Origin of the sequence: Sharpea azabuensis DSM 18934, from assembly GCF_000702165.1 — a bacterium.
GTDB classification, from domain to species: Bacteria; Bacillota_I; Bacilli_A; order Erysipelotrichales; family Coprobacillaceae; genus Sharpea; species Sharpea azabuensis.
This window is the reverse complement of the sequence record NZ_JNKU01000012.1, coordinates 34101-57702: the sequence shown is the minus strand read 5'-3', so window position 1 is coordinate 57702 and position 23602 is coordinate 34101. Positions and strand designations below refer to the sequence as shown.

26 protein-coding genes are annotated in these 23602 nt (G+C 37.8%); 22 read left to right on the top strand and 4 right to left on the bottom strand.

All coding sequences use genetic code 11. From position 1 onward, the window contains the following. The coding region (locus tag T529_RS0103940; protein ID WP_033162315.1) for a DDE-type integrase/transposase/recombinase at window positions 1-589 on the top strand (589 nt) is incomplete at its 5' end. Between the two features lie 100 nt (window positions 590-689). Here T529_RS0103940 and asd read toward each other — a convergent pair. The 4 genes from asd to T529_RS0103920 form a co-directional block, all read right to left on the bottom strand. Next, on the bottom strand, window positions 690-1787 hold the full coding sequence (gene asd, locus T529_RS0103935) for an aspartate-semialdehyde dehydrogenase (RefSeq protein ID WP_033162314.1): 1098 nt from the start codon (window positions 1785-1787) through the stop codon (window positions 690-692). A 4-nt stretch (window positions 1788-1791) separates the two neighbouring features. After that, window positions 1792-3030 (bottom strand): aspartate kinase, encoded by a 1239-nt coding sequence (locus T529_RS0103930; RefSeq protein WP_033162313.1) that lies wholly within the window; start codon window positions 3028-3030, stop codon window positions 1792-1794. 3 nt (window positions 3031-3033) lie between these two features. Continuing rightward, the gene (locus T529_RS0103925) at window positions 3034-4185 is read right to left on the bottom strand and encodes a homoserine dehydrogenase (RefSeq protein WP_033162312.1); all 1152 of its coding nucleotides are present in this window, start codon (window positions 4183-4185) and stop codon (window positions 3034-3036) included. A gap of 191 nt (window positions 4186-4376) precedes the next feature. Beyond that, window positions 4377-5156, bottom strand: coding sequence for an HAD-IIB family hydrolase (locus T529_RS0103920; RefSeq protein ID WP_033162311.1), 780 nt, complete (start codon window positions 5154-5156; stop codon window positions 4377-4379). 72 nt (window positions 5157-5228) lie between these two features. Between T529_RS0103920 and T529_RS0103915 the strand changes: the two genes are divergently transcribed. The 21 genes from T529_RS0103915 (at window position 5229) to T529_RS0103825 (ending at window position 23590) form a co-directional block, all read left to right on the top strand. After that, a complete protein-coding gene (locus tag T529_RS0103915; RefSeq protein ID WP_033162310.1) occupies window positions 5229-6209 on the top strand; it encodes an AraC family transcriptional regulator in 981 nt (326 codons plus the stop codon). Next, window positions 6196-7008 carry an HAD family hydrolase gene (locus tag T529_RS12490; protein ID WP_051646842.1) on the top strand — a complete coding sequence of 271 codons (813 nt, stop codon included), beginning with the start codon at window positions 6196-6198 and terminating at the stop codon, window positions 7006-7008. The genes T529_RS0103915 and T529_RS12490 overlap by 14 nt, the downstream gene beginning before the upstream one ends. A gap of 223 nt (window positions 7009-7231) precedes the next feature. Then, the gene (locus T529_RS0103905; RefSeq protein WP_033162309.1) at window positions 7232-7540 is read left to right on the top strand and encodes a hypothetical protein; all 309 of its coding nucleotides are present in this window, start codon (window positions 7232-7234) and stop codon (window positions 7538-7540) included. Between the two features lie 2 nt (window positions 7541-7542). After that, window positions 7543-8577, top strand: a complete 1035-nt coding sequence (locus tag T529_RS0103900; protein ID WP_033162308.1) for a V0D/AC39 family V-type ATPase subunit — start codon at window positions 7543-7545, stop codon at window positions 8575-8577. A gap of 20 nt (window positions 8578-8597) precedes the next feature. After that, complete coding sequence (locus T529_RS0103895) at window positions 8598-10499, top strand: V-type ATP synthase subunit I (protein ID WP_033162307.1); 1902 nt, start codon at window positions 8598-8600, stop codon at window positions 10497-10499. 24 nt (window positions 10500-10523) lie between these two features. After that, window positions 10524-10946, top strand: a complete 423-nt coding sequence (locus T529_RS0103890; RefSeq protein ID WP_033162306.1) for an ATP synthase subunit C — start codon at window positions 10524-10526, stop codon at window positions 10944-10946. A gap of 12 nt (window positions 10947-10958) precedes the next feature. Continuing rightward, entirely contained in the window at window positions 10959-11267 is a 309-nt protein-coding gene (locus tag T529_RS0103885) for a V-type ATP synthase subunit F (RefSeq protein ID WP_033162305.1), read from the top strand. Between the two features lie 10 nt (window positions 11268-11277). Next, window positions 11278-11871, top strand: a complete 594-nt coding sequence (locus tag T529_RS0103880; RefSeq protein ID WP_033162304.1) for a V-type ATP synthase subunit E — start codon at window positions 11278-11280, stop codon at window positions 11869-11871. Window positions 11872-11884: 13 nt separating this feature from the next. After that, complete coding sequence (locus T529_RS0103875) at window positions 11885-13636, top strand: V-type ATP synthase subunit A (protein ID WP_033162303.1); 1752 nt, start codon at window positions 11885-11887, stop codon at window positions 13634-13636. A 10-nt stretch (window positions 13637-13646) separates the two neighbouring features. Further along, window positions 13647-15086: a V-type ATP synthase subunit B gene (locus T529_RS0103870; RefSeq protein WP_033162302.1), complete on the top strand. Its 1440-nt coding sequence runs from the start codon at window positions 13647-13649 to the stop codon at window positions 15084-15086. Then, a complete protein-coding gene (locus tag T529_RS0103865; RefSeq protein WP_033162301.1) occupies window positions 15086-15703 on the top strand; it encodes a V-type ATP synthase subunit D in 618 nt (205 codons plus the stop codon). Before T529_RS0103870 ends, T529_RS0103865 begins: the two co-directional genes overlap by 1 nt. 128 nt (window positions 15704-15831) lie before the next feature. Next, window positions 15832-16257 carry a Pr6Pr family membrane protein gene (locus T529_RS13070; RefSeq protein ID WP_156032154.1) on the top strand — a complete coding sequence of 142 codons (426 nt, stop codon included), beginning with the start codon at window positions 15832-15834 and terminating at the stop codon, window positions 16255-16257. Window positions 16258-16455: 198 nt separating this feature from the next. Then, a complete protein-coding gene (locus T529_RS0103860) occupies window positions 16456-17139 on the top strand; it encodes an alpha/beta fold hydrolase (protein ID WP_033162300.1) in 684 nt (227 codons plus the stop codon). Continuing rightward, on the top strand, window positions 17120-17893 hold the full coding sequence (gene aroD / locus T529_RS0103855; protein ID WP_051646841.1) for a type I 3-dehydroquinate dehydratase: 774 nt from the start codon (window positions 17120-17122) through the stop codon (window positions 17891-17893). The genes T529_RS0103860 and aroD overlap by 20 nt, the downstream gene beginning before the upstream one ends. A gap of 1 nt (window position 17894) precedes the next feature. Beyond that, on the top strand, window positions 17895-18650 hold the full coding sequence (locus tag T529_RS0103850) for an HD domain-containing protein (RefSeq protein ID WP_238560778.1): 756 nt from the start codon (window positions 17895-17897) through the stop codon (window positions 18648-18650). Beyond that, window positions 18643-19140 (top strand): Gx transporter family protein, encoded by a 498-nt coding sequence (locus T529_RS0103845; RefSeq protein ID WP_033162298.1) that lies wholly within the window; start codon window positions 18643-18645, stop codon window positions 19138-19140. The genes T529_RS0103850 and T529_RS0103845 overlap by 8 nt, the downstream gene beginning before the upstream one ends. Then, window positions 19130-19840: a MurR/RpiR family transcriptional regulator gene (locus T529_RS0103840; RefSeq protein WP_033162297.1), complete on the top strand. Its 711-nt coding sequence runs from the start codon at window positions 19130-19132 to the stop codon at window positions 19838-19840. Before T529_RS0103845 ends, T529_RS0103840 begins: the two co-directional genes overlap by 11 nt. 16 nt (window positions 19841-19856) lie before the next feature. Further along, window positions 19857-20504, top strand: a complete 648-nt coding sequence (locus tag T529_RS0103835) for a hypothetical protein (RefSeq protein ID WP_238560777.1) — start codon at window positions 19857-19859, stop codon at window positions 20502-20504. 2 nt (window positions 20505-20506) lie between these two features. Next, a complete protein-coding gene (locus T529_RS13065; protein ID WP_156032152.1) occupies window positions 20507-20680 on the top strand; it encodes a hypothetical protein in 174 nt (57 codons plus the stop codon). A gap of 170 nt (window positions 20681-20850) precedes the next feature. Further along, a complete protein-coding gene (locus tag T529_RS0103830) occupies window positions 20851-22182 on the top strand; it encodes a PTS sugar transporter subunit IIC (protein ID WP_033162295.1) in 1332 nt (443 codons plus the stop codon). After that, window positions 22175-23590, top strand: a complete 1416-nt coding sequence (locus tag T529_RS0103825) for a 6-phospho-beta-glucosidase (protein ID WP_033162294.1) — start codon at window positions 22175-22177, stop codon at window positions 23588-23590. Before T529_RS0103830 ends, T529_RS0103825 begins: the two co-directional genes overlap by 8 nt. Window positions 23591-23602: the final 12 nt, after the last annotated feature.

The following is a 23602-nucleotide window of genomic DNA, read 5'->3' as shown; positions in this document are numbered from 1 at the left end:
ACCGAATCTGAAATGGGGCACCGACATAACCGAACTGAAATACGCTGGTGATAAATTATATGTCAGCACGATCCTTGACCTGTATGACCGATATCCGGTTGGCGTTGTCGTCAGCAGAAGAAACGATACCAAACTGGTCAATGATACATACTTCATGGCCATCACCTTGAATCAGGGAGCTACTCCGCTCCTGCACAGCGACAGAGGATTTCAGTACACACGCGAGGTATTTTCCGGGATGCTTGAGAATGACGGACTGACACAATCCATGTCACGGGTTGGCCACTGTATCGATAACGGGCCAGTAGAATCCTTTCAGGGGTTCATCAAGGATATGGCCAAGGTTCTGTTTGGCAAGGCGCATACGTATGAGGAAGCTGCAGAGATCATATACCGGACATATGAATACTATATCTACAGATATCCACAGAAACGTTTTCATGGGAAGACTGCAAATCATGTAAGACAGGAAGCACTGGCTGCAGTTACACCGGAACAGTATCCGATTGCACCAAACAGAAGAATAGAACGATTCTGGGAAAAGATTCAAAAGAGCAAAGCAAAACACCAGGAGCAAGCACAACAATAAAAAAACAAGGCCAAATCTAATTGACCTTGCTTGGTAGTTGTTTTGGATATTTTCTCTGTCTACTTGACAGGGGTCATATCAGATACGCTATCTTAGAAGATTATTTTTTTGTAATGAAACCTTTCGCCTTCAGCAGTTCAGCACAAAGTACACCGCCACCAGCAGCGCCGCGGATTGTATTATGAGAAAGTCCCACAAACTTCCAGTCATAAACCTTATCTTCTCTTAAACGGCCAACAGATACACCAAAGCCATTTTCATAGTTGACATCTAATGTGACCTGTGGACGGTTATCTTCTTCAAGATACTGAATGAACTGTTTTGGGGCATTTGGTAACTGCAATCTCTGTGGTTCACCTGAGAATGAAGTCATGGCATCAATTAATTGTTGCTTTGTAGGATTCTTTCTGAATTTGACAAAGACAGCAGCAGTATGACCATAAAGAACAGGAACACGAATACATTGTGAAGTAATAGTGATTGTATCTTCACCTAAAGGTACAATGGCTTTCTTTTCATCATCAACATGGCCCCATACACGTAATGGTTCTCTTTCACTCTTTTCTTCTTCGCCACCAATGAAAGGAATAATATTGCCAACCATTTCTGGCCATTCCTTAAAGTTTTTACCAGCCCCTGAAATAGCCTGATAAGTTGTAACAACAACTTCATAAGGTTCAAATTCTTTCCAGGCTGTTAAGACTGGTGTATAAGACTGAATTGAACAGTTTGGTTTAACGGCAATAAAACCACGCTTAGTGCCTAATCTTTCTTTTTGGTATTTGATAACATCGGTTGCTTCTGGATTGATTTCAGGGATGATCATTGGGACATCAGGTGTCCAGCGATGCGCTGAGTTATTAGAAACAACAGGTGTTTCTGTCTTGGCATAGGCTTCTTCAATTGCTTTAATTTCATCCTTACTCATATCAACAGCTGAGAAGACAAAATCAACATGACTTGCGACTTCTTCAACTTCATTAACGTTATGAACAACAAGATTCTTGACGCTTTCGGGAATAGGTGTGTCCATCTTCCAACGGCTGCCAACTGCTTCTTCATATGTCTTGCCTGCAGAACGTGGTGATGCAGCAACTGTAGTTACTTCAAACCATGGATGATTCTCCAGTAAAGCTATAAAACGCTGGCCAACCATACCAGTTGCACCAAGAATACCAACTCTTAATTTATCACTCATGAAATTATTCCTCCTCATTATTTTCTATGAATGCTTCATGTAATAATACTTGTGCATCATTGACATCATTGCGGTCAATATAACAGCTGATATTGATTTCTGAACAGCTTGCCATTTCCACATGAATGCCATTGCTTTCTAATGTATTATAGACTTTTTCAAACATACCTTGACGATTGCGGATGCCTATTCCTACGACGGCTACTTTCCCAATATTGCCACGCACAATCGTTCGCTTAGGCTGTAATTCTTGTTTCATACTGTTTATCACTTCTAAAACAGTATCAATATCTTCTTGCTGGGTAATAATGGAGATATCCATATGTCCTCCACCTGTCAGTGCTTGATTATAGACATTGACATTAACACCGGCTTCACTGATTTTCTTAAACAAATTTCCCGCAACATTATTTTTAATTTCCACACCCACTAAAGTAAATCGTGCTTCATTCTGAGTGCCTGTAATGCCGCTAATTGCGAATTTATTGACATCTTTCATATCTTCTTCTCCTACCACATAAGTCCCTCTGCCAGGACGAAATGATGAACAACAATGAATCTTAATGCCCGTCTTTGCCGCGAGCACGACACAACGATGATTAAGTACTTTCGCACCATTGTTGGAAAGTTCAAGCATTTCTTCATAGCTCACCATATCTAGGCGCATAGCTCTTGGTACAATACGTGGATCAGCCGTATAGATGCCATCGACATCACTGTAGATTTCGACTTCACTTGCACCAATGGCGGCTCCTATCGCTACAGCTGATAAATCAGAACCACCACGACCAAGCGTCGTAATGACATGATCTTTGTTGTGGCCTTGGAAGCCAGGAGCAATGACAATATCAGCCTCTTCAAGCTTCTTCAAGATGGCTTCACCCTCAGCTGCTTCAATTGAAGCACATGTGAAAGAGTCATCAGTCATAATACCTAATTCTTCATTTGAAACAGAAGCAACACGGTACCCTAGTGAAGCAAGTTCACTTTTAATTACGAGCGTTGCTAAGGTTTCACCGATACTTGAAAGACGGTCAATTTCTTCGTCATTCAAGTATTTTTTTCTAACAACTGATAAAAGAGTATCAGTTGCATAAGGGTCATCATAGCGACCCATGGCACTTACGACAACAACAGCCTTGTTTTTTGCATTAACCACATCAATGATATTGTCATACATCATTGAACGTGTTTCTCTGTTACGTGTTGAAGTCCCACCATATTTTTGAACAATAATACGCATATCCTATCTCACTTTAAACAAATGATATTCCTGATCTCCTAGTTTGTTTAATAGTTCGTCTTTTTCATAGGCTCTTGTGATATAGATATGATCATTACCAAGAGTAAGATATTGATCATAATCAACATCAATAGGCTTATTTGTACGGATATAATAACTACTATAAGTAATAGGATAGATTTCATCTGTATGTTCATAATGATATGTCCATTTCTTATCATCATGACATTTGATAATATCACTTACAACCGCACTAGCCGTAACATAGCGGCCTGCACCCTTGCCATAGAATAAGACGTTTTCTAGGTAATCTGAGGTAATCTCCACTACATTATATGCCTCCATGACATTTCCGACAATATCATTTATAGGGACGAGGGTAGGAGCGACATCTAGGCCATAGCCATGTTCGAGCTTTTTTGCCTGGGCAATAAGCTTAATACGATAACCAAGCTTCTTGGCATAGTCCATATCTTTCTTTGTGACATTACGAATACCTTCAAGCTGAATTTTGTCAAAGTCAAAGAAGATATGGAAGGCATTCATGGCAAGCAGCTTAATCTTATGGGCAGCATCATAGCCATCTAAGTCAAGTGAAGCATCGGCTTCCACAAAGCCCTGATCATCAGCAATTGTGAGAGCTTCATTAAAATCAAGATTTTCTTTTTCCATTAATGTCAGAATAAAGTTAGTGGTACCATTCAGAATCCCTTCAATCTTATAGATGTTATTTGCGATTAAAGATTCTTTAGCTGGAACAACAACAGGAATACCACCACCAACAGCTGCTTCATAGTATAAATTGACATTGTTTTCTGTTGCACATTTGAAGAGCTCTTCACCATCATGGGCTAATAGAGCTTTATTAGCAGTAACAACATGTTTACCTTTCTTCAAGGCTTCAAGAATAATCTTTTTAGCTATCGTGACCCCACCAATGAGTTCAACAACAACATCAACTTCTTCATCATTAATGATATCATTGAAATCTCTGGTATAAATAATGCCCTCAGGCAAATCAACATCTTCAAGAGAACAGCCATATTTCACTTTTACTTCTTCACCAATCTCTTTTTCAAGACGTGCTTTTTCTTTGACAAGAATATCAACAGTACCAAAGCCAACAGTACCAAGGCCCACAACGCCAATAATCATAAGTTATCCTCCTTTAATACAAAAAGAAGCCAGTTTTCACATTGCCTTTTTTCATCAATTGCTTAAACTCGCTTCTCCCTTCTTTCAATATTTTTATCACCTTAACAAACATACTCTTAAAAGTCAATTTTTAACACATATATTTATGAATAAATAAAATGTGAATATATTAATTTAGAAAATAGCTATTTTTATAAGAGATACTTTAGAGATTCTCCGACACTTCCAACGATGTAATCAGCTTCCTTCTTTAAATCGTCTGGCCCATAGTCAAAAGTAAAGCTAACCCCACCTGCTTGAAGCAAGCTAATGTCATTGAAGCTATCACCAATCGCCCCAACTTTATGATGAGGGGTATTAAAATAATCTTCAATAAACTTTAACCCTGCACCCTTAGAGCAACCGTTCGCACAAATATCTACATGTTCATTATTCTGGAAAGCACTCATATGATCAAAGTATTGTTCATTAATCATATCAGTACATGCCTTTGCCTCTGCTAGCTGTCCTTTAGGAAAATGAAAACTCATTCCCATAATAAAGTCATCATCTATACTATCGAATGATTTTAAGACGCGTTGGTGGGGATGAAGGATCTTCGGAATCTTCTTATAATAATAAAATAACATCTTTTCATTATGAATAATCGATACATCCACATGTACTTTACTAATCAGTTCACGCGCTAAATCAAGGGGGATTTTCTTCATCATCAGCACATCTCTATTCTGATCATAAATCGCTCCACCACTATTACAAATATAGAAATCATATTTGATTTTACCCAGTGTTGGTGCCACAATCCCAAGTAATGGTCTACCCGTACAGACACCAAACTTACCACCAGCTTCTTGGAAGGCTTTTATGGCTTTAAGGTCATCTTTTTTAAAATGCCCTCTAAAATATAATGTATTATCAAAATCACTTGCAAGAATCACAACATTACCTCCATCACTATTATAGAATATCATAAATTCTCTATTATGAAAGTGGACGAACAAGAGAAAAAACAATAAAATATGAGAAGAAGGGAGGATAACGAGATGCTGAGTCAGGCTATTTTAGAGAAGTTGCTGGCATTTAGTGATGAAGAGATTGATGCCCTTAATGGTAAGGTGAATATTGATCGCAGTATTTACCTTGACGATGAAGAAACGATTGATGCAAGAAAGATTCTTGATGAAGGTGCCCTTATTGGTGTCAGAAAGCATACTCGCTTTATGTCCTATCCCGCTCATAAACATAATTATATTGAGCTGATGTATGTCTATAGTGGTACGATGACAACGACAATTGATGATCATGATATTCACTTAAAGACCGGTCAGTTGCTTCTTGTCAATCAAGCGATTGAACATTCCATTGCTCCTAGTGGGGAGAATGATATTATCTTTAACTTTATCATTAAGCAGGAAATGCTTTCCTTCTTATCAAGTGTAATGGGCAGTGAATATAAGCTTAATGATTTTATCTTTCATTCACTTTATTCATCGGAGAATATCGGGGAATATCTGATCTTTGACTTAGAGAAGAATGACTTGGTCACCTCCTATGTTGAGGCTATTATTACCCATCTCTATGAACCAACCCTCAACAACAAGATTGAATTAAAGCTATTAATGGGACTCTTGATGAGTGAACTGATGAATCATCCTGAAGCCATACAGTCCTATACAAAGAGTACTTATGATAAGGTCTTAATGAGCACAATCTATAAATACATCACTCTTAATTACAACAATGCCTCACTTAGTGAGCTTGGTGAAATGGTCCATATGAAAGACTATCAGCTCTCTAAATTCATTAAGAAAATGACGGGGACAACCTTCATTCAATTACTCAAAGATATGCGTTTTAAGAAAGCTACTGAACTCATGGAATATTCATCTTATTCCATTGAGAGAATTATTAATGAAGTAGGTTATGAAAATGAATCCTATTTCTATAAGACCTTCAAGAAGCAATATCATATGACACCAATGGCCTATAAGAAAAAGCAGGAGGGCAAGCATGAATCACTATAAAGTCGCTGTATTTGATCTAGATGGCACACTTTTCAACAATCAGAGTCAAGTCTCTCAACAGAATCTAAAAGCTTTAAAGTCTCTTAAAGAGACGGGCATGCTTTTGGGCATTGCGAGTGGGCGTGATTATGCCCATATTGCCACACACTATCAAGATCTTGCGAATCTGATGGATTTTATCGTTGAGGAAAACGGCACACATTTCATAGATTTACATACAAACAAAGAAACATTGATAAGTAAACCAGTTGATAGCCAACAGTTCGCCAACTTCTATCAGAAACTAAGCGTAGTGACAACCGCTGCCTTCTTCAATGAAAAAGGCAAACCTTATGGTGTTGGTGATCGTGATGTTCTTGATTTCTTCATGGCTCAAGCGAACGCAAATGAAGTTCATATGATTTCAACACAGGATTTAGAACAACATACCTTTCATAAGATTGTTGTGGCACATTATTTAGCAGACAGTGCACAATTAGATCAGCTTGTATCAAAATATCTGCCTCATAACCTTTCTGCAACCAAGTCTGTCAATTTCCTATTTGAAATACAGGATGCTGATACATCAAAAAGCAGTGGCATTCAATCCTATCTTGATACGCAAGGGATCAAGATGAGTGAGGTTGTAGCTTTTGGTGATGGGGATAATGATTTATCGATGATTCAGGATGCAGGTTTAGGTGTTGCGATGAAGAATGCCATGAATGATGTAAAAAAGGTGGCAAATATGATAACAGAAGACGATGCCAATAGAAATGGTGTGGCAAAATTTATCGAAAAGTATTTTTTTCATGCATGATTTTCATGCATTTTTTCTTTTTTTCAAAAAAACGCGATGAAATCGTGATAAAATAGCTATAGAAAGCTCTTATGTAGTGAACTATATTTAGGATAAATAGAAACTATACTTTTTTGGTATAATCTAAAAAGTGGCGTTATATAAGGCTTTTTTGGCTCTTCAAGAACTTGAATTTTGATTTTGTGAAGAGTAACATATATTCGATATTGATAGGAGTGATAACATGGATAAACTGATACAAGATATCATTAATTTTGACCATGAATGTGCAGCATCAGTAGAAGATGCCAAACATCAGCGTGCTCTTAGTTCTACGAACATGAACGCACGTAAAAAAGAGGTCTATGATCAATTCGTTAATGAATATCAGAAGACTCTCGATGAAAAGAAGAAAGAATTAAAAGCTTCTATTGAAGCAACGAAGAAAGAGAATGATGAACACTATATGCAGCAGTTAAGTTCACTTTCTTCCTATTTTGAAGCCCATAAAGATGAATGGATTGCCAAAATGGTTGCCGCTTGTAAGGAGTAAAAATGGCATTTGCTTCTAATGCGATTCTTGCGAAAGCAAGATCGATGTATGGAGGACATCTCACTTCATCAGATTATGAGGCTTTATTATCTTTAAAGTCTGTTAGTGAAGTTGTGAATTATCTCAAAAACAATACTGCCTATAGCAGTGTGTTTGGAGATATTCGTGAAAATGATGTCCATCGTGGACAGCTTGAAGCACTCTTGAGTGAAGAAACATTCATGCGTATTTCAAGACTGGCACGCTATGGTGTAGGTAAAGAAAGAGATTTCTATATGTTGAATATTATGGGGCGTGAGATCAATATTCTTCTCCATGTCCTCAGACTCATCAACGCTGATCGTTTAGAGGATCTCAAAGTCATCCTACCATCCTACTTGAAAGGTTATACGACATTTGATATCAATGGGCTATTAAATGTGCATAACATTGATGACCTGATGAAATTAATCGAAAAGACAGATTATGCCAAGGTCATTTCATCTTGCTTGCCTGAAAGAGGTAAGAGAATCAACGTAAACAAGATTGAACTAGAATTAAAGCGAGCATACTATGATCACTATGAAGAAACTGTAAAGTCGTTATATAAAGGGAAAACACAGCAGGAACTTCTCAAGATGCTTGATACAAGTGTTGAATTAGACAATATCACAAAGATCTATCGTTTAAAGAAATACTTCAATGCATCACCTGTCGACATTACAGAACTCTTGCTTTTGGATCATACAAGAATCTCTAAGCGCATGATGAAAGAACTCATCAATGCCAAAGATGCTGATGATATGCTTGCGAAATTATCAACATCAGCCTATAAGATTGATGTTGGTGATCATGATTATGTTTATATTGAATACTATACACAGCGTATTGAATATAACCTTGCTAAGAAATATATGATGTTTTCAACAAGTGCACCACTTGTCTTCATGACTTATGTTATTGTGCATAATCTTGAAATTGAAAATCTCAAACATATTGTTGAAGGGGTTAGATATAATCAAGATGCAGATAGTATTCGCAAACTAATCATTCAATAAAAGGGAGGGAATATTGAAGCATGGCTATTGCAAAACTGAAATTACTTGAAATCGAATTCCCTGTCGAAAATGTTGATGTTATATTGGATAAGCTTGTTGATTCAACAACATTTCATCCAGAGCTTGCCAGCAAGTTTGCTGATGGCGTAAGAGACATCACTGTGATGAATGTCGATAACCCATATGGGGATATCGCCCATCGTATTGAAGATGCCTGTAAGAACCATCATCTTGAACTTGATGAAGCGCGTACAGAAGAAATCGATGTTGAAAAAGAAGTGCAATTTCTCAATGATTTTGTGAAGAAGTTTGATGACTTCGATGAAACAAAACGTCAGCTTTTAGAAATGATGGATGAGAATGCGGCTGTTAAGAAAGAAATCAGTCACATGGTGAATTCCGGCATTAACTTCGACTATTTGTTCGATTCCCACTATCTACAAATTAGAATTGGCCACATGCCAAGTTCTTCGCTGACAAAGCTTGAATATTATGAAAATCAGGAATTCCTTTATAAGGTCTTTGAAGAAGATACTCAAGAATGTTATATCATGTATATTACAACCCGTAATAAGGCACCTGAAATTGATAATATTTTCTCGACATTATTCTTCAAACGTGTGCGTATTCCAGAATTCGTCCATGGCTCAGTTGAAGATGCAATTGTGAAACTGGATGAAGAAACCAATACAGCAACAGCCTATCTTGAAGAATTAAAAGCAAGAAGAGCGAACTTTATTGAAGAAAACAAAGCCCATCTTTCAAAGCTTTACGCATCAGCACGCGAACTCAACCGTATTACCGAAGCGAAGAAATATGTGGTGATCTTTGGTAAGAGTGCTGCTATTTATGGCTTTGCGACTGTCAAAGATGCCAATGTGATTAAAGAAGAATATGAAAAGATGGACCGTGTGCGTGTTGATTTAACACCACCAATGAGTGATTATCGACTCAAACCACCTACAAAGCTTGTCAACCACTGGTTTGCGAAACCGTTTGGTATGTTCGTAGAAATGTATGGTGTACCTAATTATACGGATATGGATCCGACGAACTTCGTGGCTTTAACTTATTGTATTCTTTTTGGCATCATGTTTGGTGATGTTGGCCAAGGGGCAATGTTGATTCTCTTTGGTTATTTGATGAGTAAGTTCAAAGGCTTCAAGCTTGGTGAAGTTGGGGTAAGAATTGGGATCTTCTCCATTATTATGGGGATTATCTTTGGTTCAGTCTTTGGTAGTGAAACCTTGATTAAACCATTCTTCGTCCCACTTAAAGCTTCCAATACTATGACACTACTGGGAACAGCAGTTGCGATTGGGGCTGTCCTCATCATAATTACGATTAGCTTTAATACTTATATGAATGGCAAGAAGAAGAATTGGGGCGAATTCCTTTTCTCACAAAATGGTCTCGCTGGTTTGGTATTCTATTTAGCAGTGATTGCCTTAATTATTAATATGATTGCTGGTTTACATTTACCATTAGGTCGTCCATTTGTGGTCTTCTTCATTGTTGTACCAATATTATTGATGTTCTTAAAAGAACCACTGACAAGAAAGATTGGTGGTTATCCAATGTTCCCAGATGGATTTGGGGCATTCTTTACAGAAGGATTCTTTGAACTCTTTGATGTCCTTCTTACATTTATTACCAATACAGTATCTTATCTTCGTGTGGGTGGCTTCGTATTGTCCCATGCGGGCATGATGCTAGTTGTTTATACATTAGCCGGAATGGTGGGTGGCTTTGGCTACTGGATTGTTCTTGTGCTAGGCAATATCTTTGTCATGGTGCTTGAAGGTATGATCGTTGGTATTCAGGTTCTACGATTAGAATTCTATGAAATGTTCTCACGTTACTATGAAGGTGGCGGAAGACCATTTGAAAGTATGAAAGAGGCTTTAGATAAAGCCAAATAAAAAGGAAAAAGAGGAGAGAAAAACATGTTAACATTTATTTTACCTGCAATCGTTGTTGTTGCATTATCATTACCATTAATCAAGGTGTTCAAAGGAGAAGCAAGTGTCAATAGTGCGAAGAAGAGACTTGACTTACATATCTCAGGTGTTGTTGGTGCTGCTGCTTTAGTATTATTCTTAGGTGTTGCGAATGCACCAGTATTCGCTGCTGGTTCAGCTATCACTGGTACAATTGCTCAGGGTCTTGGTTTCTTAGCTGCTGCTTTAGCTACTGGTATGTCAGCTCTTGGTGCTGGTATTGCCGTTGCTGCTGCTGCCCCTGCTGCTATTGGTGCATTCTCTGAAAATGCTGAAAACTTCGGTCGTTCATTAATCTTCGTTGCCTTAGGTGAAGGTGTTGCCATCTATGGTCTATTAATTTCTATCTTGATTATCAACCAGTTATAAGAGGGGATTAAATTGAAGTTCTATTTAATCAGTGATAACATCGATACCTTAACAGGTATGCGATTGGTTGGTATCGAAGGGCAGGTTGTCCATACGAGACATGATTTCCTGAATTTATTAAAAGAGAAAATGCAGGAAAAAGATATCGCAATCATTCTTGTTACGACCAAACTGATTGAATTGGCACCCGATGTTATCTCTGAAATCAAATTGAAACAGCCTAAACCGCTTATTACAGAAATCCCTGACCGTCATGGTGAAAGCAAGATTGGTGAAGCTATTGATGGTTATGTATCTGAAGCGATTGGTGTAAAACTATAGGAGATGTGAAATGCAAGATATAGAAAGAATCTTCGCTGACATGAAGAAGGAAATTGCTGAAGAATCAAAAGAAGAAGTCAATGCCATCTTAGCAGATGTCAAGAAGTCTGAAGATGATGCTTTGGTCACAATGCAGCAAGAAGCTAAGAAGAATGCTGATTTACGTTTAAAACAGGAACTTGAAGAAATGCATTCTGAAGCAGCTACAGAAATTTCTCAGGTTAATAGCGAAAGAATGAAAAAACTGATTGAAAAGCGTGATGAATATGTCAATACAATCTTTAAGACTGTAGAAGATCAATTACATGCTTTTGTTGAATCAGATGAATATGTTACTTATTTAGAAAAGAAAGCTAAGCAGGCAAGTGAGGCACAGTTTGAAGAAGCTGTGATGTATGTCCGCGATGCTGATCTCAAATTAGCTGATCAATTAGTAAAAGCTTATGGCAAGCAGATTGAAGTGAAAGCATCAGATCGTATTCAATTAGGTGGTTTGATTGTTGAAGACAAGCTTTCTGCTTTAGTTGTCAATGAAACATTGGATGAAGCTTTAAAAGCTCAGCATGAATGGTTTAATAAAAATTCTGGACTTGTCATTAAGTAGAAGGGGGTAACGAATGAATAATCAAGATGTCATCTATTCAATTAACGGACCCGTTGTCAAGGTTAGAAATACAAAATCATTTTCAATGATGGAAATGGTTTATGTTGGTAAGAAGAAGCTGATGGGGGAAGTTATTTCTGTCAGCCGTGATGAAACAACAATCCAGGTCTATGAAGAGACAAGTATGCTTCAGCCTGGAGAACCTGTGGAAGGAACGGGTGAACCTATTTCCTTAACATTGGGTCCTGGTATCTTAAAGAATATCTATGATGGTATTGAAAGACCATTACAGGCTATTCGTGAAAGCAGTGGGGCTTTTATTCCTACTGGTAGTGCTGTTGATCCATTGGATGTTAAGAAGTTATGGGATGTGACTTTAACAGTTAAGCCCGGTGATCATCTTGTTGGTGGGGATGTCTATGCGACTGTTCCTGAAACAGGATTGATTACGCATAAGTTAATGGTACCTCCTTATATGAAAGGTACTGTTAAATCAGTTAAAGAAAATGGCATGTATCGTATTCATGATACAGTTGTTGTTCTTGAAACTGAAGATGGTGATAAAGAATTAACACTTTGTCAAAAATGGCCAATTAAGACAAGTCGTCCTGTCAATAAGAGACTACCAATCTCAATGCCTCTTGTAACAGGTCAGCGTGTTCTTGATACACTCTTCCCAATTGCCAAGGGTGGTGCAGCAGCCATCCCAGGTGGATTTGGTACTGGTAAGACAATGACACAGCACCAGATTGCCAAATGGTGTGATGCCGATATCATTGTTTATATTGGTTGTGGTGAACGTGGAAATGAAATGACTCAGGTTCTTGAAGAATTCCAGGAACTGATTGACCCTAAGAGTGGTCATCCATTAGTAGACCGTACTGTTCTTATTGCGAATACATCCAATATGCCAGTTGCAGCCCGTGAAGCATCTATTTATACAGGTGTAACACTTGCGGAATATTACCGTGATATGGGTTATCATGTTGCCATCATGGCTGACTCGACTTCACGTTGGGCTGAAGCGCTTCGTGAAATCTCTGGTCGTCTAGAAGAAATGCCTGCTGAAGAAGGTTTCCCAGCTTACTTACCATCACGTCTAGCGCAGTTCTATGAACGTGCAGGTTATGTGGAAAATCTCAATGGTACAAATGGTTCCGTTACAATTATCGGTGCCGTTTCACCACAGGGCGGCGACTTCTCCGAACCAGTTACTCAGAATACAAAGCGTTTCGTACGTACATTCTGGGCTCTAGATAAGGCTCTTGCTTATGCGCGTCACTATTTTGCCATCAACTGGACACAGAGCTATTCAGAATATATCCCTGATGTCGAAAGATGGTATGCCAAGAATGTCGATCCTGAGTTCATGCGTGATCGTCAGGAACTCCAAAGAATTCTTGCTGAAGAAGCAAGATTGATGGAAATCGTCCAGTTAATGGGTTCTGATGTCTTACCAGATGATCAGAAGCTGATGATTGAAATTGCGAGAGTTGTTCGTGTTGGTTACCTTCAGCAGAATGCCTTCCATAAGGATGATACATTCGTACCTCTTGAAAAACAGTTCAAGATGATGGAAGTTATTCTTTACCTCTATAAGAAGGCTAAGGAAGTTGTTGATGAAGGCAAGCCAATTCGTGAAGTTGTTGAAACAGGTATCTTTGATGAAGTCACAAAGATGAAATATGATGTGCCAAATGATAATTTAGCACTCTTTGATAATTACTATACAAAGATCGACAAGATCTGTGCATCCATTGAATAGGAGGAATAATATGGCTTTACAGTATATCGGATTAGATGATATTAATGGCTCATTAGTCGTATTGGATCATGTCAAAGATGCACATTACGATGAAATGGTCGAACTACAGTTAGAAAATGGTACGACAAGATCTGGACGTATCGTTCAAGTTGAAGGGGAAAGAGTTGTTATTCAGGTCTTTGAAGGGACAAATGCCCTTTCACTTAAGAATACAAGAACGAGACTTTTAGGTCATCCAATGGAATTACCAGTCTCAATGGAAATGCTTGGAAGAGTATTCTCTGGGGCCGGTAAGCCAATTGATGGCATGGGTGAAATCTATGCCGAAGAAAGCAAGGACATCAATGGTCAGCCATTGAATCCAGTTGCCCGTGTTTATCCAAGAAACTACATTAATACAGGTATTTCTTCAATTGATGCCTTAATGACATTGATTCGTGGGCAGAAATTACCAATCTTCTCAGGCTCAGGTTTACCTCATAACCAGTTAGCTGTTCAGATTGTCAAACAAGCCCAGATTACCGATAAGAACCAGGGCTTTGCGGTTGTTTTTGCGGCAATGGGTGTCACAAATGACGTTGCCAACTACTTCAGAAAATCATTTGAAGAAGCTGGTATCATGGATCATGTTGTCATGTTCTTAAACTTGGCTAATGATCCAATTATCGAACGTATCTTAACACCTCGTTGTGCTTTGACAGCAGCAGAATATCTTGCTTTTGAAAAGAATTATCATGTTCTTGTTATTTATACGGATGTGACTTCTTATTGTGAAGCTATTCGTGAATTCTCATCTTCTAAAGGTGAAATCCCTTCACGTAAAGGTTACCCAGGTTACCTCTACTCTGACTTAGCTTCACTTTATGAAAGAGCTGGTATTTCAGCTGATGCCAAGGGCTCAGTAACTCAGATTCCAATTTTGACAATGCCTAATAATGATATTACCCACCCAGTACCTGACTTAACAGGATATATTACTGAGGGTCAGATTTCATTATCACCAGAACTTAACCAGAAGGGTATTTTCCCACCTGTTGATGTTCTTCCATCTCTTTCTCGTTTGATGAAGGATGGTATTGGTGAAGGTTATACAAGAAAAGACCACCAGGATGTTGCCAACCAGTTATTTGCGGCTTATGCCCATGTCCAGGAAGTCCGTTCGCTTACTTCCGTTATTGGTGAAGATGAATTAAGTGCAACAGATAAGAAGTTCATGGAATTTGGTCGTTTATTCGAAGAATATTTCCTTAATCAGGGATTTGAAGCCAATCGTAGTATTGAAGAAACATTGGATCTAGGCTGGAATCTACTTTCCGTACTTCCAAGAAATGCCTTAGACCGTGTTGATGACAAGGTTCTTGATCAGTTCTATGATCATGATAAGGCTGTTCGCAGCTTTAATCTTCAAGAAGATGGTGTCATCAAAGAACTACAGGAAGCAGTTAAATAATGGCACAGAATGTAACACCTACAAAATCCAACTTAATGGCAACCCAGAAATCTCTGGCTCTTGCCAAGATGGGTTATAATCTTCTTGATAAGAAGAGAAATGTTTTGATTAAGGAAATGATGGGATTACTAGATGATGTGAAACTGATCCGTGATCAGATTACGGATAAATATAATCTTGCCTATCATGCTCTTCAGGAAGCCAATATTTCACTCGGTATTATTTCGGATATTGTTGAAGATGTACCAGTGGATTATGGCATTCATGTCAAATATCGTTCGGTTATGGGTGTGGAATTACCTCGTATTGATTATGAGGAAAGTAAATTAAATTTAGACTATGGATTTGAGCAGGCCAACTCTAAAGTAGACTATGCTTATAAATGTTTTAGCGATGTCAAAGAATTAACTGTCAAGCTAGCAGAAATTGAAAACTCAGTTTACCGTCTAGCCAATGCTATTCGTCAGACATCGACAAGATCTAATGCCTTAAAGAATATTTCCATTCCACAATTCGAAAAGACCGTTAAGATGATTTCTGAATCGCTTGAAGAAAAGGAAAGAGAAAGTTTCTCAGTACAAAAAGTCATCAAATCACAGAAGGAAAGAGCACAATAGCTCTTTCTTTTTTTTATACTGACTTAGATATTCATAATGTTTGTGCTAGAATAGCCTGGGAAGACATTATAAATATCAAAGAATATATTTATCGCTGGATTTTCGTATTGCTTGGTTTTATTGGGTTAGTGGCTTTATTTCCCAGTGATTTTTATCATTTACGCTATTATACCTATTTACCCAATTTCGTTGTGATGGGTTTTTATGCTTATCTTGTCCTAAAGAATAAGCCCCTTACAAATCGTGAACTACGCATTAAAACAGGTGTGATAATTGCCATCACATTAACTTTTGTGATCTACAATCTCTTATTACTGCCCCAACAAACAACCCATCAGATCTTTCAAATAAGAAATCTGGTCATGCATGAAATCATTCCTTTAATGGTGATTTTTGATTGGCTGATATTTGATGATAAGACGTACTATCGTCAACGTGATCCACTGATTTGGGCTATCTTTCCCATGGTCTATTGTATACTCAGCGTGTTTGCAGAATTGAGTCAATGGCTATTCCTCACGAAAAAGCGTCACCATTTCCTTATTTCTTCTTAAATGTGAGTCAAAATGGCTGGTTGAGTCTTTTGACTCACGTTGGGATTATTACCATATGTTATGTGGGACTGGGGTATATTATGCGCTTTGTCAAGATGAAATAAGAATCAGCCTTAGTGCTGATTTTTTTGGTTGGGGAGAGAAGAGAGAACTTGTCTATAGGCACAAAGAAATGTACAATACACATAAGGTGATAGAATGGAAATTTATTATGAAGACCATGGCAAAGGCTTTCCTATTCTGCTTTTACATGGCAATCAAGAAAATCGAAAAATCTATGATCGACTGATTGGTGATCTAGAAAATCAATATCGTCTTATTGCGATTGATACAAGATATCATGGTAAATCGATCAAGAGTGGAGAAGTGAGCTTGAATCAGTTTGCCTTGGACGTGAAAAATGTAGCGGATGAATTACATTTAAAAGCTTATGATGTAATTGGTTTTAGTGATGGGGCTAATATAGCCTTAACACTTGCTGGCATGGATGAACGCATGAAGAGTATGATCTTGCTTTCACCCAATAGTACACCAAAAGGTATTAAGGCTATTTATCGTATTGGAATGATTTCTCAGCTCATTCTTTTACCTATTTTTATGATTTATAATAAGAAGGCTAGACGCATGTTTAAGCTGACTCAGTTCATGTTGAAAGAACCACATTTTGACTATGATTATTTACATAGCTTAAAGATACCTGCTTTACTTATGTCAGGCGAAAATGACATGATTAAAGCAAGTGATATCCGTTTTATTGGGGAAAGTCTGCCTTATTGTGTCAGTCATGTGATGGAGAATTCTTCACATTTTCTACTCGAAGATGCTTATAACAATGTATTAAAAGAAATCAGGGGGTTCCTATATGCAAGTCATCAAAACTAATCATCCCGTTGTTCAAGTCAAAGATGTCATCTTAGGTGAAGGGATGCCAAAAATCTGTTTACCTGTCGTGGGGAAAACAGAAGAAGAAATCCTACAAACAGTAGAACACTACGAAAGTCTTTCAAACTGGGATATACTCGAAGTGCGCTTGGATTATTATGAAGGGCTTGCCTTTGGGGATTCTGTAGAATTGTTAGGAAAAATCAGACATGAGACAACACGTCCAATTCTTGCCACAATTCGCACTCGACAAGAAGGGGGAGAAGTGGATCTTGATGATGATCATTATTCATTAGCCTTAACATCCATTATCACCAGTCATACAGCCGACCTAGTTGATATTGAAGCAAGTCATAGTCATGGAGTAGTCTTGAGTCTTTGTGATTTATGTGAAGAGCATGATGTTGTATCCATTATTTCATCCCATAACTTTGAAGAAACACCAAGCAATGATGATATGCGTGAAATGCTTTCAACAATGCATGTCCTAGGTGGGGATATCTTGAAGCTAGCTGTTATGCCCCATGATCGTATTGATGTGATGCGTCTTATGAAAGTAACGACAGAAATGAGTCAACGTATTAACCGTCCACTGATTACTATGAGCATGGGTGACTTGGGCAAGATATCGCGAATTTCCGGGGAAATAACTGGATCCGTGATGACTTTTGGGACTGCTGGCAAAGCGAGTGCACCAGGACAGATTGCACTTGATGAACTTTATCAGTTCTTGAAGGAGCTTCATTGTGATTGATATGCAGAAGGCTAGAGTCGCCTTTAAAGACTATGTTGGACATTATGATGTGCATGTAGATGAAATTCGTTTGAAGATTGTTCATACCTATGAAGTCATCAAGCTTACTGATTATATTTGTGACAAGCGTCATATAAAAGGTGATGACAAAGCTCTTGGTGAACTGATTGCCTTATTGCATGATATTGGACGCTTTGAACAGTTTGTCCGTTATGGCAGCTATATTGACTATCAGACCATTGATCATGCTCAGCTAGGTAGTGATATACTCTTTAAGGATGGACTTATACGCTCATTTGTAGAAGATGATCAATATGATGATATCATTCGTCATGCCATCGAACAGCACAATAAATTTCAAGTCAGTTCATCCTATGATGATCATACAATGTTTTATATCAAGCTCATCCGTGATACGGATAAGCTTGATAACTTCAGGGTCAAAGAAACAGAAAAAGTAGAAACATTATTGCATGCCCCTCTTGATACCATTCTTCAAGAAGATATTACTGATAAAGTCTATGATGATTTTATGCATCATCATCTTATCTATGGCCCTGATCGTCAGAGTCATATTGATATGTGGGTTTCCCTCGTTGCCTTTATTTATGACTTTAACTTTCCTGAAAGCAAGCAATATGTCTTAGAAAATGATTATATCAATCGTTCATTCAACCGACTTACTCCTGCAAGAGAAGACGTTAGACAGAAATATGAAGCATTAAGACAGGAAGCATTACGTTACATTCATGAATAAAACACGATCAATGAGTTTTCTCGCCATGCTTTCAGCCATGGCGATTGTTTTGAATATGATTGAAAATATGCTTGCTTTGCCTTTAGGTGTTCGTATCGGTATGGCTAATATTATGGCTTTGATTGTTGTGCATATCTATGGTGTGAAGGAAATGCTTTTTGTGAATTTCTTGAGGGTTGTTGTCTCAGGACTTCTTTCTGGGATTATTCTTAGCTATCCCTGGTGGATGAGTGTTGGGGGTGTGACTTTATCAAGTCTCATGTTGATGACGGTTTATAAACATAGTTCCTTCATGTTTACTGGCGTCATGTGTGCTATCGCTCATAGTGTGGGGCAAATTCTTGTTCTCTCATTCTTCTTGACATCATCGGCCTTCATGCCTTATTTAGGCATCATGATTATCATGTCCATCATCACTGGTATTTTGACTGGCAAAGTCAGTGAAATTGCGACAAAGAGACTTAAGCGAGGTATTCATCATGCATCCTGATCTTTCGAAGCTTACAAACAAAGAACGAGAAGCTTATCAATTTCTCAATACCCATCAACAACTCATTAGCTATATGTCACTAAGAGATATCGCAAAACAAACACATATCTCAACCGCGACAATCTTAAGACTAATCACAAAAATGGGTTATAAAAGCTTTCAGGAATACAAATTTTCTTTAAAAGAAGATGAGTCTGTTGATCTTTCATATGATCTGACTGAAATCATCAAAGCCCTAAAGCATCTTGAAGATGATTATTATGAAGAGAAGCTCTATGAGATTGCAGGGCTCTTGAAAGAAACAAATGCGATTATCTTTCATGGCATTGGGGCTTCGGCCTCAATCGCAGCTTATGGGGCAAGAAAGCTAGCAGAAGCTGGGCTCTTTGCCTTTTCATCAAGTGACCCCTTCTTCATCAATGCTTCCATGGTTAAACAAAGAGCAGATATCTTTCTATCAATAAGTGGAAATACAAAAGAAATACTAGATCTAGCAACACTTGTTTCCAAAGATAATGAAAGTGGACAATTTTCCATAGCCATCACAGCTAATTTATCGAGTGATCTGGCTAAGCTATGTGACTGGACTATTGCATATCCACTCACAATCAAACGTGATCAGCAGTTTATCAGTACTTCCCAGCTTGTCACTGTGGCGATTATTGAAAAACTTACTTATCTTATAAAAACATTGTCCTAAGTCTCCAAAGTTATCTTTGAAGACTTTTTTTGACACAATTTTATTGAAAGGAGAGGTATATAAAAAATGCCAACAAAACTATGAAAATATTTATTGTTTTAGTACATTTTTTTCTGCATCCATTTCAACTGTTAAAGCTGTTGAGACTCCTTCTACTAATGAGTCAATGTGTACAATTCCAAGAGAAAGTGGTGATGAAATTTTTATTTCCATGATTGATAATCAATATAATATATCTAGACATGATGAAAATGTTTTTATTCAATATAATGGAGACGGAACGACTTCAATTTCAATTGTTAATTCAGATCTATCTGTGACAATACTTACTTCACAAACCGCAGGAGAGAATGAAAATGCTCAAAGTGGAAAAAGAAGAGGTATGAAAAAAGTTATTTATAAAATTTTGGTATGGTTATATAATGCTTATTCTATTGGTGGAGACATAAAAACAGGTTGTAAAATAATTAAGGGTGTTTCAGGAATTGATGCATGTGGATATGTCTCTAAAGAAGTTATAAAAAGTTTAGTGAAATCAAGAACAAGGAAGAAATTTAATGTTGTTCGCTATGTTGAAAAACTGACTTGTCCTTACCCACCAAATTCGCAGCAGTGTAATGCACCACCATACGCATATTGGCGAACAGAAATAGAGGCTACTTAGTTATGGCAATCCGCATATTTTGGCTATTCAATACTGCCATCTGGAATGTTGTTACAATGACAAGAATTTTGACACAGATGTTTAACTATGATTTTGTGAATATCTTCTTTGCGATATTAGGACCATTTGCTTTAATCTATCAAATAAAGGTATTCTATCAGAAAATGAAGGAATAATGTGTTGTTCGTTCTACATGTTACAAACTGTTACAAAAATGTCATCTTTTTAAAGAAAGTGAAGGCATTTAAGGAAGGGCTGAAGCTCTTCCTTTTTCTTTGTATATAAATATAATGGGATTTGTCGATAAAAAGAAAACGTTTTCAAAGAAAGAAGAAGGAAATTAATTATGGAAAAGATGCAGAACTTTATGGAAAAGTATTTTGTTCCGCTTGCCGGAGCAATTAACTCGCAGCGCCATGTTGCAGCTGTACGTGATGCCTTCACATTGTCATTTCCATTGACAATGGCAGGTTCGATGGTTTTATTAATTAACTATGTATTTCTTGATCCAACTGGATTTATTGCTTCACTCTTACATCTCGATAAGCTCATTCCTAATCTTGCAAGTTATCAGAAAGTATTAGCTTCAGTTATTAATGGTACGACAAATATTCTTGCTTTGATTATTGCATTCTTAGTTGCTTATGAACTAGGTAAGAATATGAAGGGTGATGCAGTATTATGTGGTATTACTTCATTATCTGTTTATTTCATTCTCTATCCTGCTGCTAAGAACTTTGTGGGTAAAGCTGGTACGGGTCTTTCAACAACTTATTTTGGTGCACAGGGGTTATTCGTTGCAATTATCTTTGGCTTGATTACGGCTGAACTCTTAACCCGTTTAGGTCGCAACGACAAATTAAGAATAAAGATGCCAGAAATGGTGCCACCTGCAGTTTCCCAGTCATTCAATTTATTGATTCCAATTATGATTGTTTTAGCTGTAATGGCTATCTTAAACTTTATTTTCTCTAAAGTAACAACTGATGGTATTCAGGTGATTATCTATTCTACAATTCAGGCTCCACTTACTTCTCTTGGTTCATCAATGGGAACAATTATTGTCTTTGTCGTTGTTCAGCAGCTCTTATGGGTACTTGGTATTCACGGTCCTAATACACTTTCAGCTTTACGCTCAGTCATTTGGACAGAACAGGGCAATGCGAACTTAGCTTATGTTGCTCAGCATGGTTCTGCCTGGGGCGCACCTTTCCCAATCAACTGGGGTTCAATCAACGATGCCTTTGGTAATGGTGGTGGATCTGGTGCTACACTCGGTCTTATTATCGCTATCTTTATTGTGGGCAGAAAGAATAAATCACAATATGAAATTGCCAAGATGTCATTTGTGCCTGGACTATTTAACATCAATGAACCTATTATCTTTGGTTTACCAATTGTTATGAATCCAATGTATTTGATTCCATTTATTCTTGCCCCTGTTGTATGTGATTTGATTGGTTATTTCTTTGTTGTGACAAAGATTATTCCACCCGTTGCTTACTCAGTTGCATGGACAACACCAGAAATATTAACACCATTTCTAGGTTCGGGTGCTACAAGCCTCATGTCATTAATTGTTGGAGTAGTTTGTTTAGCAGTCTCAACACTGATTTATTTACCATTCGTCATGGCTAGCACAAGAGCAGCCATCAAGCAGGAGGTAGAAAATGCGTAAAGACTTTCTATGGGGCGGGGCGGTTGCAGCCCATCAGGTAGAAGGCGCCTGGGATGTTGGAGGAAAGGGACCTAATGTCTCTGATATGATGACGGCTGGTAATGTGAATACTAAGCGCATAATTACGGAAACGATTTTACCTGATGCCTACTATCCCAACCATGAAGCCATTGATTTCTATCATCACTACAAGGAAGATATTGCTTTATTTAAAGAGATGGGCTTTAAGTGCTTCCGCACTTCCATCTCATGGGCGAGAATCTTCCCCCATGGGGATGAAGAAGAACCTAATGAAGAAGGCTTGAAATTCTATGATGATTTATTCGATGAACTGCTTGCCAACGATATTAAGCCTATTATTACTTTATCCCACTTTGAAATGCCTTATGGCATTGTCAAAGATTATGGCGGATGGCGTAATCGTCAATTCATTACCTTCTTTACACGTTTTGCGAAAGTCTGCTTTGAAAGATATCATACAAAAGTCAAGTACTGGATGACCTTCAACGAGATTAATAATCAGGCTAACTATAAATCGGAAGGCTCTGTCTTTACAAATTCAGGCATTATCTTTCGAGAAGATGAAGACAAGGAAGAAGTCGTTTATCAGGCATCTCATTATGAACTTGTTGCTTCAGCAATTGCTGTAAAGATTGCTCATGAGATTGATCCAAGCTTACAAGTGGGCTGTATGATGGCGATGACACCCATCTATCCTTATTCTTGCAATCCTGATGATATGTTGAAGGCAGTTGGCGCTAATCACAAACGCTTCTGGTATCTTGATGTCCAGACAAGAGGTTATTATCCTGGCTATATGAAGACATTCTTTAAACGCAAGAATTTCAGGCTTGATATGACTGAAGAAGATTTGGCAGCACTTAAAGAAGGATGTGTGGATTATATTGGCTTTAGTTACTATATGTCTTTTGTGACTAAGGGTGATGGTGATGAATATCTTGATTATGATGAATCACGTGATTTATGCAAGAACCCTTATCTTCAGGCAACGAAATGGGGCTGGCCAATTGATCCAAAGGGATTAAGATATACATTGAATTATTTATATGATCGTTATCAGTTACCAATGTTTATTGTTGAAAATGGCTTTGGAGCTAATGATGTCCTTGAAAATAACACTGTTCATGATAATGATCGCATTGATTATTTAAGTGCTCATATTCAGGAAATGAAGAAAGCCTGCGATATCGATGGTGTCGACCTTATTGGCTATACTGTCTGGGGCTGCATTGACTGCGTAAGTTTCTCAACGGGAGAAATGAAGAAAAGATATGGCATGATTTATGTTGATAAAAATAATGATGGCAGTGGCAGCTTGAAGCGCTATAAGAAGGACTCGTTCTACTGGTATCAGAAAGTCATTAAGACAAATGGTGAAGAAGTCTAGATAAGGAGTATA

Coding starts and splice junctions, on each gene's coding strand:
- asd (WP_033162314.1), bottom strand. CDS start 1,787: ATGAGTGATAAATTAAGAGTTGGTATTCTTGGTGCAACTGGTATGGTT.
- T529_RS0103930 (WP_033162313.1), bottom strand. CDS start 3,030: ATGCGTATTATTGTTCAAAAATATGGTGGGACTTCAACACGTAACAGA.
- T529_RS0103925 (WP_033162312.1), bottom strand. CDS start 4,185: ATGATTATTGGCGTTGTGGGCCTTGGTACTGTTGGCTTTGGTACTGTT.
- T529_RS0103920 (WP_033162311.1), bottom strand. CDS start 5,156: ATGATATTCTATAATAGTGATGGAGGTAATGTTGTGATTCTTGCAAGT.
- T529_RS0103915 (WP_033162310.1), top strand. CDS start 5,229: ATGCTGAGTCAGGCTATTTTAGAGAAGTTGCTGGCATTTAGTGATGAA.
- T529_RS12490 (WP_051646842.1), top strand. CDS start 6,196: ATGAATCACTATAAAGTCGCTGTATTTGATCTAGATGGCACACTTTTC.
- T529_RS0103905 (WP_033162309.1), top strand. CDS start 7,232: ATGGATAAACTGATACAAGATATCATTAATTTTGACCATGAATGTGCA.
- T529_RS0103900 (WP_033162308.1), top strand. CDS start 7,543: ATGGCATTTGCTTCTAATGCGATTCTTGCGAAAGCAAGATCGATGTAT.
- T529_RS0103895 (WP_033162307.1), top strand. CDS start 8,598: ATGGCTATTGCAAAACTGAAATTACTTGAAATCGAATTCCCTGTCGAA.
- T529_RS0103890 (WP_033162306.1), top strand. CDS start 10,524: ATGTTAACATTTATTTTACCTGCAATCGTTGTTGTTGCATTATCATTA.
- T529_RS0103880 (WP_033162304.1), top strand. CDS start 11,278: ATGCAAGATATAGAAAGAATCTTCGCTGACATGAAGAAGGAAATTGCT.
- T529_RS0103875 (WP_033162303.1), top strand. CDS start 11,885: ATGAATAATCAAGATGTCATCTATTCAATTAACGGACCCGTTGTCAAG.
- T529_RS0103870 (WP_033162302.1), top strand. CDS start 13,647: ATGGCTTTACAGTATATCGGATTAGATGATATTAATGGCTCATTAGTC.
- T529_RS0103865 (WP_033162301.1), top strand. CDS start 15,086: ATGGCACAGAATGTAACACCTACAAAATCCAACTTAATGGCAACCCAG.
- T529_RS0103860 (WP_033162300.1), top strand. CDS start 16,456: ATGGAAATTTATTATGAAGACCATGGCAAAGGCTTTCCTATTCTGCTT.
- aroD (WP_051646841.1), top strand. CDS start 17,120: ATGCAAGTCATCAAAACTAATCATCCCGTTGTTCAAGTCAAAGATGTC.
- T529_RS0103850 (WP_238560778.1), top strand. CDS start 17,895: ATGCAGAAGGCTAGAGTCGCCTTTAAAGACTATGTTGGACATTATGAT.
- T529_RS0103845 (WP_033162298.1), top strand. CDS start 18,643: ATGAATAAAACACGATCAATGAGTTTTCTCGCCATGCTTTCAGCCATG.
- T529_RS0103840 (WP_033162297.1), top strand. CDS start 19,130: ATGCATCCTGATCTTTCGAAGCTTACAAACAAAGAACGAGAAGCTTAT.
- T529_RS13065 (WP_156032152.1), top strand. CDS start 20,507: ATGGCAATCCGCATATTTTGGCTATTCAATACTGCCATCTGGAATGTT.
- T529_RS0103830 (WP_033162295.1), top strand. CDS start 20,851: ATGGAAAAGATGCAGAACTTTATGGAAAAGTATTTTGTTCCGCTTGCC.
- T529_RS0103825 (WP_033162294.1), top strand. CDS start 22,175: ATGCGTAAAGACTTTCTATGGGGCGGGGCGGTTGCAGCCCATCAGGTA.